6 protein-coding genes are annotated in these 13,139 nt (G+C 65.5%); all 6 read right to left on the reverse strand.

From position 1 onward, the window contains the following. Positions 1 to 157: 157 nt before the first annotated feature. The 6 genes from QE379_RS13035 to QE379_RS13060 all read right to left on the reverse strand — a co-directional run bounded on the left by QE379_RS13035 (position 158) and on the right by QE379_RS13060 (position 12,965). Entirely contained in the window at positions 158 to 1,615 is a 1,458-nt protein-coding gene (locus QE379_RS13035; RefSeq protein WP_373461785.1) for an amidohydrolase, read from the reverse strand. Positions 1,616 to 1,642: 27 nt separating this feature from the next. Then, positions 1,643 to 4,669 (reverse strand): TonB-dependent receptor domain-containing protein, encoded by a 3,027-nt coding sequence (locus QE379_RS13040; protein WP_307001037.1) that lies wholly within the window; start codon positions 4,667 to 4,669, stop codon positions 1,643 to 1,645. Between the two features lie 167 nt (positions 4,670 to 4,836). Continuing rightward, positions 4,837 to 7,626 carry a M14 metallopeptidase family protein gene (locus QE379_RS13045; protein ID WP_307001038.1) on the reverse strand — a complete coding sequence of 930 codons (2,790 nt, stop codon included), beginning with the start codon at positions 7,624 to 7,626 and terminating at the stop codon, positions 4,837 to 4,839. A gap of 92 nt (positions 7,627 to 7,718) precedes the next feature. Beyond that, the gene (locus QE379_RS13050) at positions 7,719 to 9,092 is read right to left on the reverse strand and encodes a putative 2OG-Fe(II) oxygenase (RefSeq protein ID WP_307001040.1); all 1,374 of its coding nucleotides are present in this window, start codon (positions 9,090 to 9,092) and stop codon (positions 7,719 to 7,721) included. Next, a complete protein-coding gene (locus QE379_RS13055; RefSeq protein ID WP_307001043.1) occupies positions 9,089 to 10,417 on the reverse strand; it encodes an amidohydrolase in 1,329 nt (442 codons plus the stop codon). Before QE379_RS13055 ends, QE379_RS13050 begins: the two co-directional genes overlap by 4 nt. 94 nt (positions 10,418 to 10,511) lie before the next feature. Continuing rightward, on the reverse strand, positions 10,512 to 12,965 hold the full coding sequence (locus tag QE379_RS13060) for a TonB-dependent receptor (protein ID WP_307001045.1): 2,454 nt from the start codon (positions 12,963 to 12,965) through the stop codon (positions 10,512 to 10,514). Positions 12,966 to 13,139 lie beyond the last annotated feature (174 nt).

Below are 13,139 nucleotides of genomic sequence, written 5' to 3' on the forward strand. Positions count from 1 at the left end.
AGGCCGGGCGGCAATGCCCCGATTGCCGGTTCATCCATCGTCAGCATCGGCCCCCTGCCCCACCTGCCATGTTGGCGCGACGGAGCAGGGATCCGCTTTGGACACCGATGGACACACATGATGGTCGCGCGTTCCGGGAAGCGCCCGATCTTCGAGGCTATTCCGACGCGGTCTTTCGGTAATCCAGCGGCGGCTTGCGATTGCCCAGCATGGCCTCATAGGTGAAGTTCGGCCCCCGGCGCTTCTGGAGCTCCGCCTTGGCAGCAGCGATTTCGGCCGGGTTGCGGAAGAGTTCGGCCGCCGTCAGCGCGAGCGTCTTGGTGGCGACGATGGCGCCCTTCACGCCGATGCTCGATCCCGCCGCCGCGACGTTCTGCCAGCTATGCCCCGCCGATCCCGGCACGAAGGTCGCGGTCGACAGCCCCACCGTCGGCGTCACCCAACTGACGTCCGACACGTCCGTGGACCCGCCGATCGCCTTCGTCTCAAGCCGAGCGGGTTCGATCTGGCCGACGCTGGCGAGAGCGGGGGCGCCTGCCGGCATCGATTTCTGCAACTGGGTGGCGAAGGCGATCTCTTCGGGTGTCCAGGTGATCCCGCCCACGGCATGCAGCCCACGATCCATCGCCTTCATCAGCACTTCGTTCGGCAACAGGCTGTAGACGCCACCGATCTGTTCGAAGTCGACCGTCGTCTCGGTGCCCATCGCGGCGCCCTGCGCGGCCTTCTTGACCCGCTCCATCACCGATTTGACGATCTCCGGATCCTGGTCGCGGACATAATAATAGACTTCGGCCTCGTCGGGGACGACGTTGGGCGCCTTGCCCCCGTTGGTGATGACATAGTGGATCCGCGTATGGTCGGGAACATGCTCGCGCATCATGTTGACCATGGCGTCCATCGCCTCGACGCCGTCCAGCGCCGACCGCCCCTTTTCGGGCGCGCCCGAGGCGTGCGACGACTTGCCGTGGAAGCGGAACTTGCCGGAAATATTGGCGAGCGACGGCGCCTGCGATGCGGAGTTCACATTGCCCGGATGCCAGTGCAGCACGGTGTCGACGTCGTTGAACAGGCCTTCGCGGACCATGTAGACCTTGCCCGACCCACCTTCCTCGGCCGGCGTGCCATAGACGCGGATTTCGCCCTGCACGCCGTTCTTGACCATCCAGTCCTTGACGGCGATCGCGGCATAGGTGGACGCGGCCCCGAACAGATTGTGGCCGCAACCATGACCGGCATCCCCACCCAAGGGGGTGCGCACCGGCAAGGCGGCCTGCGACAGCCCTGGGAGAGCGTCATATTCGGCAAGCAGGCCGATGACCGGTCCTGTCCCGTTTCGGAAGCTCGCGACGAAGGCGGTCGGCTCGCCAGCCACCCCCGCCTTCACCGTGAACCCCGCAGCCTTCAGTCGGGCTTGCAGCAGCGCCGAGCTTTTCGTCTCCAGATAGCCCATCTCGGCATATTTCCAGATTTGCAGCGCGGTGTCCGAGATCGGCGTGGCATTGGCATCGACCGCGGCGATCAGCGCGGTACGATCGGTGGGGGCCAGTTCCTGCGCCGTTACGGGCATGGCGGCGGTCGTCATCAGCGCCGCCCAGAGCATCATGGTCTTCATCGTCTATCTCCCTCAAGTCCGCGCGGATCAGAACTTCTTGGTGATCCCCATGAAGAAGTAGCGACCGATCACGTCGTAGTTCTGCGCGTCGTAATTGCCCTGGGTGTCGCCGACCTGCGGCGGCTTCGCGTTGAACAGATTGGTGACGCCCATCCGGAATTCGGTGGTATCGCCCGCCTCAAACCGCGCGTTCAGGTCGTACACGCTGTATGCGGCGACGCCGCGCGTGCTGCTCGCGGGGTTCACGACCTTCGCCGAGGCGATCATGCCGTCGATATACCGCCACCGCAGCCCGAGGCTCGCCCCGCCCAGCGAGTAGGTGAACGACGTCACCGACTTCCATTCGGGATGCGCGAGACCCGCCGTCGTTTCGACGCCGGTCCCGATGCTGCCAGCATAATCATAGCTCGGCGCGCCTGGCAGTGCCTGGATCGTGAACGACGCCAGATAGCTGACCGCGGTATTCAGCGCGACCGTCCCCGCGTCGCTTCCCAGCCCGATATCCGAAAGATTGACCTTCCAGTCGAACTGGGCGTCGATACCCCGCACCTTGAAGGTGCCGAGGTTGAGCAGCGGTTGCAGCGGGTTCACCGGCACGCCGTTCGACGTATTGCGCGAAATCAGCGAGCAGTAATAATTGCTGGCGGCATATTGCGGGTTGTTGCCGCCCGCATTGAAGCAGAACTGGAATGCCTGAGCGATCGAAAGCGGGCCGACCGCCTGCTTGATGTCGATGCGGTAATAATCGACCGACAGCGACATGTTGCGGAAGAGCGGCGACGAGAAGGGTGACTGGATCACGCCGCCCGCCGAATAGGTGTCGGCGATTTCCTCCTGAAGGTCGGGGTTGCCGCCGGTCAGCGCGAACACCTGCGCCGTGCCGAGCTGATAGCTATCGATGATCGCGGTCGGCACACCCTGTTGCAGGCACAACGCACGGACCTGCGCGCCGTTCGCGCCGACGCGGTAGGACGATCGCACGTCGCACGGATCGCCGTTCGCGGTGGTCGCGGCGGGGCTGCCGATCGCGACGCTGCCCGTCGAGATCGGGGCGTAGAGTTCGCCCACGCTCGGGGCGCGGATCGCGCGATTATACCCGCCGCGCAACCGCAGCGCGTCGAACACCTGCCAGTTCGCATCGGCCTTGTAGGCGTGCACCCCGCCGACCGAATTATAGTTGGAATAGCGATAGCCGAGATCGAGATCGAATTGCTGGATCAATGGGATATCGTGCAGCAACGGCACGAGCAGCTCGCCATAGACCTCGCCCACCCTGACCGTTCCGCCGGCCGCGCGCAGGACGCTATAGCCCAGGATATCGCTGGTCCCGTCAGGCAGCGAGAGTTGCGCATCCGGCTGGAACGCATAGGAATTGCTGCGATAGTCGGCACCCAGCGCGAAGCGGAGGTTCCCCGCCGGCAACTCTGCCAGGCCGCCCTGGATATTTGCTTCAACGGTCTTTTGCTGGAGTTCGTTGGTGTTGAGCGTGCGCCGAGAGATATAGCTGACGCATTCCTGCGAAGGCGTCACGTTACCGAACGGGTTGAAGCCACCGGCGCACAATTCGGTGCCGCCGGTCGGGCTGTTGAGCAGGCGCGAGATGGCGCCCGCGCTGGCGCCGCCGGTTTGCGCGTTCTGGAACTTGGCCTTGCTGGTGTTCGCGTAGATGTCCCAGGTCCAGTCGCGGATGCCGAGCTTGCCCGACAGTCCGGCGGTCAACTGATATACGTCGTATTCATAGGACTGGACGCGTGGACCCAGGATGTTGAGCGCCTTGTAGAAGGTGACCGCCGCGTTGGGATTGGGCCGCGACGCCAGGATCGAGCGGAAGGCCGGCGAGATGAACGGGTTCGTCGTCGGCACCGTCAGGCCATAGACGTTCGAGGCCAGCGTCGGGTTGGTGATTCCGACCGAATTATAGGTGGTATAGCTGAACTGGCCGAACGCCTTGATGTTGTCGGTGACGTCGTAGTCGACCTTGCCGAACACCGAATAGCGATCGAGATCGGCCTGTAGCGATCCGCCATTATAGCCGAAATTGACCTGCTGGCTGTTGGTGCCGCTGTTGACAATATAGGCTTCGTCGGTCTGGGGATCGCGATAGTTGAGCACGGGAACGCCCGCCGTGCTGAACAGCGTCTGGTCGGTGTTGAAGCCGATCTGCCCGGTATAGCGCCCGGCCGCATTGCCGGTCAGCGCGGGCGTTCCATATTGTCCCACGAACACCGAATTGACCGCGGCGAGCGTCGGCAGGTTGGCACCGAACAGCGCGGTACCCTGCGGGATCGTGCTCAGCCCGGGCGTGGTGGTGCGGAAGGTATAATAGTCGCGCTTGATCTGCTGCGCAGGGTCGCGGCGGGTATAATCGAACGACAGCACGGCGCTGCCGCGATTATCGGCGAAGGTCGAACCGGCGGTGGCGGTGATGCGATAGGTGTTGCCGTCGCCATAGTCGCTAACGCCGGTCTGGCCGTTGAGGGTCACGCCCTTGAAATTGCGGCGCAGCCGGAAATTGACCACGCCGGCGGTCGCGTCCGACCCATAGGTGGTCGATGCCCCGCCGGTGATGACCTCGATATTCTCGATCAGGGCTTCCGGAATGGTGTTCAGATCGACCGAGCCATCGGGGTTGGAGGGCTGCATCCGGCGGCCGTCCAGCAGGATCAGCGTGCGCTTCGCCCCCAGGCCGCGCAGGCTGGCATTGGCCTGGCCGCCGTTCAGGCCGGTGCTGGTGCTGCCGGTATTGCCCTGGCCGAACGCGCCGGTGAACTGCGGCATCTGCGACAATGCGCTCTCGACGGTGACGCGACCGGTATTTTCCAGCGTATCGCTCGACAGGGAGACGATCGGACTGTTCGCGACATAGTCGGACCGGGCAATGCGCGATCCGGTGACGGTGACTTCCCCGAGCGACTCATCCTCGGGCTGTTCAGCCTGCACGCTGGCTGGCGGCGCGGTCGGCACGCTGCTCTGCGCATGCGCCGTGCCGGCGGCGAGTGCAATGGAAGCGCAGCTCCCGCCGAGAAACGCCCGCGTGATACCCCGTACAACCATGTCGAACTTCCCCCTTGAACCAACCGCATCGTTGGCGGCCTCAAGGATCATGACGCGGTCCGATCGCGGCACCTCACGTGCAAAACGAAAAAAGTTCCAAGAAAAAGGGAGCGATTGTTCCCAATCGCTCCCCAAACGCCATCCTCGCGTACTATTATATCATGAGGTCAACGCGTGGCGGTCACCGACGGACCGTATAGCAGGCCATTGAACAACAGCTTGAACGTCGCATAGGGCTGTGCGCGCTGGGTGATTTCAGGGCCCATCGCGAACAGCTTGCCCTTGCCCAGATCGGCATCGACGATCGCGACCGTACCGTCGAGGCGCTCTTGCCCCACCGCCCAGCCGCTGCGCAACGGCGCCGCCCCCTCGAACCACGCGACCTTCTTCGCCGCGGTGCCGGACAGCGTGAACGGCTGACTTTCGTCGAAGAAGATATCGACCGTCGGCGTCATGCCGTATGCCAGCGGCTGGCGGGTATCGACCCGGGCGGACAGCAGTGCGCCGGGAATATAGAATTGCTTCTTGTCGAGCGCGGCGAGCGACCCATCGGCCTTCTTCGTGACCAGCGCGGGCTGTATCTGCGGATCCAGCAGGGTCGCCAGCCGGTTCGCGCTGCCGACCGTCACCACCGTCCCCCCGGCCTTTGCGAACGCCGCGACCGCGGGTAGCGTCTTTTCGGGCGTGACCTCGCCCAGCCAGCCGCGATACTCGGCCGGGATGTTTTTCGCGGCGTGCATCGCGAAGCGATAGCCACCCGGATACGGCCCGCCCTGCGTCGTGGGCACGGTACCGTCCGCAAACAGCAGCACATCATATTTGGCGTTCAGGTTCCCGGCGTCGAGTTCTTGCGGATACACCACGCTGAACGGGAATTCATATTGTTCGAGCAGCCAGCGGGTCCAGCCAGCGGGAATCACCCCGCCATAGCGATCGACCAAGCCGACGCGCACCGGTTTCAACGCAAGCCTGGTGGCAGTGGGCGCACGATCCACGGCATAGGCGTCGATCCCGAGCTGCCTGGTCGACGACGCCATGATCGCCGCAGCGGCCGCCGACGCCGGGACCCAGATCGCACCGGCGGCCAGATCCTTGCCGCCCGCCCTGGTCGCGGCCCCGATCCAGGCCACCGGCACGCCCGCTTTCAATAGGCGATTGGTGAGAGTGAAGCTGTTGTTCGTCTCATGCCCGACGATCCAGCCCGCCTTGCCCGAACCGATCACGCGGCCGGGGCCCACCGTCAACAGGTCTGGCACGGGTTCGAAGCTGCCCGAAAAATCGTCGAGCACGCGATCGAAGCGGATGCCCATCTGATAGGCCAGCGTATAGCCGGTGACGTCATATGGCGCCTTGGGCGGGCCGCCGGGAAATTCGGGGTCGTGCGGATGATCCTGCGGTTCGAACATGTCGATCACGTGCGGGCGGTATGCCTGCGCGGTCTTCACCACATAGGTCCCCGCCGGATAGCGCTTGCCGCCGGCAGTGAACGGCGCGGTGGCGCGATCGACATCGACGCCGTTCTTGATCAGCGCGTTGAGAAACGCGATCGTGGTCGGCATGTCGCGCTGGTCGGGACCCAGCACATAGCCACGCGGGTCGCGCTTGGCCGGGTCCTGCAACACCGTGGCATAGAGCGAAGGCGCGACCATCCCCTCCCTGGCGCGGCTGTTATAGCCCACATAGCCTTCGTCGGCCTTGGCCCCCTTCCCCGCCTCCTTCAGCGCATCGACCCGTTTCGGCGTGGTGGTCCAGCTATCCTGGCTGCCGCGAACGATCGCCTGATCGCCCATCCGCCAGATGTTCATCAGCAGCCGCTCACGATTGCGCGATGCGTAATCCATGACCGCGCGGTTCAGCGACCATTGATATTCCAGGCTGTCCTTCAAATGCCAGTCGCCCGGTGCGATCGGCAACGGCTCATCGCTGCGCGCGAGTTGGGTGTCGGCGATCAGTGAAATCTTTTCCGGCGTCGGACCGCCGATGATCTCGGTCAGCAGCCCGATCGAATTGTGGAAATAGGCGACGGAGCGCTCCATGCCGTTATGCCAGGTGGAATAGGGCGCGGCGCTGCGCATCCCCGATCCGCCTTTCTGTTCCGACACCAGCCGACTGTGCATCGCGGAGCCGACCTCCTGCAATTCGGTCATCACGATCGGGTTGTAATTATAGTTGAACGGGTCGCGGAACGGCGGCACGAACACCACCATGCCGGCGGGTCCGGTCTGGTGCTGGTTGAAGATGATCTGCGGAAACCAGGTCCGGAACAGCATCCTGTTGACCGCCTCGGTCTCCGGCATCTGCACCATGAAGCTGTCGCGGTTGTTATCGTGGCCGATATATTTCTGGTAGAGACGCGGGATGGTCCGGAACTCGCGATCCTTGGGGTCGGGATTGCGCATATACCAGTCCGCGACCAGCTGAAGCCCGTCCGGATTGTCCTGCGCGAACAATATGATCTCGTCGTTCAGCACGCGCATCGTTTCCGCATCGGTCCCGGTCAGCATGCGGTAGAGCACATGGATCTGGCTTTGCGTCGTCACCGTCTCGGTCGCGTGCATCCCGGCGTCGATCCACACGATCGCCTTGCCCTCGTTCGCGAGCGCCTGCGCCTCGGCCTCGGTCTTTACTTCCGCCTTGGCGAGTTTGCGCGCGATGTCGCGGTAATGGTCGAGCTTCGCCAGGTTCGCCGGGGAGCTGACGATCGCGACCCACATCGTGCGTCCCTCCGCCGACTTGCCGATATCGACCAGCTTCATACGGTCCGATTGGCTCGCGAGCTTCTTCAGATAGGCTTCATAGGCGTCGTAATCGGCGAGGAAATAGTCGCTGCCCGGTTCCTGCGCAAAGGCTTCGAACGGTGCGGTAACGGCGCCGACCTTTGGGGTGATCGGTTCGGCGGAGGCCGCACTTGCCAGCGCGAACGCACCGACGCCCAGAAAAAGCATGACCTTCGACATATGATATCGCCCCTTTTCCGCCGGACGTGACCGTCCCCGTGTTCATCAAGACGTATGCTCGGGTCGGTCCCTCAGTCCACCGTGACGATAAATCAGCGCGGTATCAGATCGAACGCCACCGTCAGCCGGGGGACATCCCCGGAAAACGGCTCGGTCCCATGCCAGAGATAGGAGGGGAACAGCACCAACTGTCCGGGCACCGGCCGGATATGGCGCGTCGGCGGCAGTGCAGGTCGGGTCGGCACGCCGGGCCGTCCGAAGGCCAGCCAGCCCTGCGGTTCCTCCGCCACGGACGCCGGCAGATCGACATAGAAGGCGGATGACAGCCAGCCGCGCGGATGGACGTGATCGGTATGATAGCCACCGGGCCGCAGCAACACCGACCATGCCCCCGCGAAACGATATCCGCCGGTGTTGCGCCGCCGTACCGGATCGGCCCCCGTCCCCAACTGTGCCAGATGCGCGCGGATCGGTGTGTCGAGCGCCGCGAACAGCGCGCGTAGGACCGGATGATCGACCTTGCTCAAATCCTCCTGCGTCTGGCTGCCCTGGCGAAGCGACTGGCCGAGCGGATGGGTTCGCCAAGCGTGCCGCGCGCGCAGCGTCTCCGCGAGATCGTCGAGGAACGCGGCGAGCGAAGGCCATCCCGACGGCACGTCGATACTGCGCGCCGAAACCAATGCGGGATCATCACACAGCATGGCATAACGCGGATCGCCGAGCAGTCGCCACGCGGTTGCAAGCAATGCGATCACCCCCTGATCGTCCGGTGCGGCAGTGCCGATCCGCATCGCCAATGTCGCCGCCTCTGCGGGACGCCCGTCATGCAGCAAGGCCTCCACCACCGCCTTCGCCGCTTCGGCGGAGGACGGCGCAAGCCGCAAGGCCGCCGTCGCATGGGCAAGCTGGCCCTCGGCCTCGCCCAAAGCGGCCCGCGCATTCGCCGCGAGGAGATGCAGCCCGGCATCCGTCGTGCGCGCGATCGCCCGGTCGAGCACCGCCGCCGCGCGCTCCGGCTCGCCCGCACTCATCAGCACGACCGCTTCGACCGACGCGAGTGCGGGCATGCGGTCCGCGTCGACCGCCGCCAGCGCCGCGCCGACATCCGCCGTCCGCATCCAGCGCAGTTGCGCCAGGTCGCGATGCGCCGCCACATAGTCCGCGCGCAATTCGACCGCAGACAGGAACGCCGCCTCCGCCGCATCGAGGTCCCCCGTCCCCTGCAAAGCCCGCGCATGGACCAACCAGGTCTCGGGCGCGGTCGATCCCTTGGCAAGGGCGCGAGCGGATGCCTCCACCGCCCCGGCGAATTCGCCGAGATCACCGAGCGTCGAGGCGAGATTATGCTCCGCCACCGCGCTTTGGGGCCGTTCCGCGACGGCGCGGGCGTACAGGATGGCGGCGGTGCGCAGATCGCCCGCCGCCTTGGCCCGCCGCGCCTGCTCCATCGTCGCGGAAGCGGTCACTTCGGCGTCGTCACCATCAGCACCGCAAGCGTCAGGGTACGGATACCGGTCCGGATCGCCTTGTCATGATCGGGTGCGAAGAAGGGCGAATGGTTGCTCGGTACCGCTTCGCCCTTGGCCTTGAACGCGGCCAGGGTCGCGGCGTCATAGCCGCCGATCGTGAAATAGACCGACGGCACCCCGGCATCGACGAACGCCGACCAATCCTCGCTCGCCGACCAGCCGGGCGCGGTCGCGGGCACATAGGTGACGCGGTCGCCGCCTGCCGCCTTCAGTTCCGCCGCCGCGCGTTCGGCCAGCGCATGGTCGTTGAACACCGCGGCGGTGCCGTGCAGCCATTTCACGTCGGGCGCGGGCGCCATCGACATCGCCGCCGAAGCCTCGGCAGTCCGCTTCACGCCATCGAGCAGCAATTGCCGCACATCCTTGTCGAACGACCGCAGGCTCAGCTTCAGCGTGGCGGTGTCGGGGATGATGTTGCCGACGGTTCCCGCCTGGAATGCGCCGATGGTGACCACGCCGAACGCGTTGGCGTCCTTCTGGCGGCTGATCACCGTCTGGACGTCGGTGACGAAATGCGCGCCCATCACGATGGGGTCGATCGTCGCGCTCGGCATCGATCCATGCCCGCCGCGCCCCTTGAAGGTGATCTGCAAGCTGTCCGAATTGGAGCTGGTGACGCCGTCCTTGACCAGCACCGTCCCCGTCTCGCCCGACCCGACATGCGCGGCGAAACCGTAATCGGGCTTGGCGAACCTGGTGAACAGTCCGTCATCAAGCATCGCCTTGGCGCCTTTGAGCTGCTCCTCGGCGGGCTGGGCGATGAACATCAACGTGCCCTTCCACTGCGACTTCATCGCCAGCAGCGCCTGGGCCGTCCCGATCCACGCCGCCATGTGCACGTCATGGCCGCAGCTTTGCGCGACGAAGGTCGTCTTGCCTTCATATTCGGTCTGCGCGCGGCTCGCATAGGGAAGCCCGGTCTTCTCCTCCATCGGCAGGCCGTCGAGTTCGGTGCGCACCATCACGGTCGGCCCGGGACCATTACGATAGATTGCGACCACCCCCGTTCCGCCGACCTTCTCGGTCACGGTGAAACCCATGGCCTTCATCCTGCTCGCCAGGAGCGCGGCGGTGCGCACCTCCTGCATCCCGATTTCGGGATGGGCATGGATATCACGGTACAGCGCGTCGAGCGCGGGATAGCTCTTCTCGATCTGGGCATCGATCGCCGCCCTGTTGGCGGCAGGACCGGGCGCGGGATCGGCCCACGCCGCGCCGACACTCGCCATCATCGCACATCCGGCAAGCAGCATCATCTTCATAGAAAACCCCCATCGTTCGAGACCGGGGCGACGCCCCCTTGCTATGCGAGACGCGATTGCGTCCGATGTCCTCAACCCCATGACGCCGCGCCTGTCATAAATCGCGATCGAGCGACAGCATCACCGTGCGGGGCGCGCTGCTGTAGAGTTGCCGCTCGCCGAACGAACTCGACGTCAGCCGGTTCGCGCCGACCGCGTTCAGCACGTTGCGCACGCCGATCGCGGCACGCCACCGTGCCAGCCGGATATCGGCGTTGGCGTCGATCACGAACCGTGCCGGAGTGACTTCATAATAGGGACTGCGATCGTTGAAGGCGGTCGGGACGCGGGTCGCGCCGACCGCGTCGATGCCGAATGTGGCGACCTTCCCGCCCGCCACCGACATGCTGGTCTGCACCCCCACCGCATAGCCCAGCCGTGGCACGTTGGGTAGCGGATCGCCGCGTCGTCCCGCGCCATCCGTGGTACCGACCGGCTGGTCCTCGCCAAGTCGCGCATAGGTATAGTTGGCCGATCCGGTCAGCCGTACGGCACCGATCGCCAGGCTTGCCTTGGCCTCGACCCCATCGATCCGCACCGTACCGATATTGGTGTTGTATCCGAACGCGCCGTTCGCGCTCCATGCCGCATAGATCACGTCGGACCAGTCGATATGATAGACCGCGCCCTCGATCGCGAGCCGCCCGCCCGCGCCCCTGGTCCTGACGCCCAGTTCGTAGTTCCAGACATGGTCGGCGTCGTAGATGCGTTCCTGGTCGGTCAGGTCGGGCGTGATGTTGACCCCGCCGGGCCGGAACCCCTCCGATGCGATTCCATAGATCAGGGTCTCACCCGGCAGGCGATAGGCGAGTTCCGCCTTCAGGTTGACGCCGTCATCGGCACGGGCATAGCGGCCGTTGCCGATCGCGCCGGTCCCCGTGATGATATTGGGGATCGGGACCGACCCGTCGGCGCTACGCCGATAGTGGAAATAGCGCAGCCCCCATGTCGCCGACAGTCGCGGCGCGATGCCCCAGCGCGTCTCCGCGAACAACGCCTGTTGGTCGAGCGCGCTGTGCAGCAGCCGCAATCCTGTGATGTCGAGCGGTACCACCCGCTTCCCGGTCACGGCGTCGGCACGGACCGTATAGCTTTCGGCCGAATCACGCCGCCGCTCGACGAACGCCCCGATGGTCCAGGCGGGCGCCCCCGGCCGGTCGGAGGATACGCGAACCTCCGCGGTCGTGCTGTCGACGCGAAACGGCTGGTACAGCACGCCCGGCAATCGCGTTTGCAGATAGGCCTGGAACGCGCGGCGCCGCTCAGGGGTGCAGCCGGTTTCGCCGAGAAGCATCGCATATCGCCGGCAACTCGCATCGCTGGTCGCCTGCTGCGCCAGTACCGCCGTGAAGTCGCCTTCCTTGACGATCGTCCAGCGATAGTGCGAGCCCGTCGCGACGACCGCAACGGCGTCGGTCGTCCAGTGCGCGGTGACACTGGCGAGGTCGAGCCGCTCGCTATTGGGCGTGCGCACCGGCTGATCGTTGCGATAGCGGCCCAGGTCCGGGTACCAGAATCCCGCATCGTCGATCCGCGTATCCTGATGGAGCGCCAGCGCATCGACGCGCACCGCCTGCGACGGTGTCCAGGCAAGTCCCATCCGGACGCCCCGGCGTAGCACGGCGCCGGTGTCCTTCACCCCCAGCCGATCATTGTCGACATAGCCGCCGACGGTTCGACGATGCACGACGAACCGCGCCGCCAAAGTGTCGCGGATGATCGGCGCGTTGACGACCGCGGCGACGTTTGCGCCTGTCCCTCCCCCCTGCACCGCCGACACGCCCCCCTCGACATGGCCCGTCCAGTGCGTCGCGTCGGGCTGGTTGAACAGCACCCGCAGCGTGCCACCCATCGAACTCGCGCCGTAGAGCGTCCCCTGCGGCCCGCGCAGCAGCTCGATCCGGTCGATATCGACCAGATCGATATCGGGCGTACTCGCGGCGGGATCGAAAGTGGTCCCCGACGGCCCGCTGATCGGCGTTTCCCCATAATAGACCCCGACCATGGACTCGCCGGTTCCGGTGACGCCGCGAATGGCGATCCGCTGCTGCAACGGTGCCGTGGCGATCGGGACCAGCCCGGGCAACAGGGCGGCGGCGCTGCGCAGGTCGTACGCGCCCCGGGCCACCACCTGGCCGCCGCTGACCGCGTCCATGCTGATCTCGGTATCACCGAGAAAGGTGGGGCGTTTGAGGGCGGTGACGACGATCTCGGCGGACGGCACCGGGATTTCCGGCGTTCGCCCCGCCGGCCCCGCCGCCAAGGTCTTGGCGGCCGGTCGCGGCGGGGCCTCGCGAACGATGATGATGACGCCGGCGCGGACACGCTTTGCGACCAACCCGGTATCGGCGAGCAGGCTCCGAAGCGCGCGTTCCGGCTCGATCGGCCCGTGCAGCGCCGCGCTGGTACGACTGCCGATCACCGCAGGATCGAACAGGATCTGCTGCCCCGTCTGCGTCGCCAGTCGACGCAGCGCGACATCCAGCCGCCCGGCGGGGATGGCCAACACGACCCGTTCGTGCGGCGACGATGCCGCCTCGCCATTGGCAACGCAGGCCGCGGATATCGCAATCGTTCGTATAGCAAGATCACGGGCATGCATCAGGACGCGCGTTTCGACCCCCCGGAATACGCTGTTGCCCCTCCCCTCCGCTCTGATGACGGTTTTGCGACACTGTACGCT

The sequence above is a fragment of the Sphingomonas sp. SORGH_AS_0879 genome, from assembly GCF_030819175.1.
GTDB lineage: Bacteria > Pseudomonadota > Alphaproteobacteria > Sphingomonadales > Sphingomonadaceae > Sphingomonas.

Excerpts from the sequence above, each read along its gene's own strand:
- QE379_RS13035 (WP_373461785.1), bottom strand. The coding sequence starts at position 1,615 with ATGAAGACCATGATGCTCTGGGCGGCGCTGATGACGACCGCCGCCATG.
- QE379_RS13040 (WP_307001037.1), bottom strand. The coding sequence starts at position 4,669 with ATGGTTGTACGGGGTATCACGCGGGCGTTTCTCGGCGGGAGCTGCGCT.
- QE379_RS13045 (WP_307001038.1), bottom strand. The coding sequence starts at position 7,626 with ATGTCGAAGGTCATGCTTTTTCTGGGCGTCGGTGCGTTCGCGCTGGCA.
- QE379_RS13055 (WP_307001043.1), bottom strand. The coding sequence starts at position 10,417 with ATGAAGATGATGCTGCTTGCCGGATGTGCGATGATGGCGAGTGTCGGC.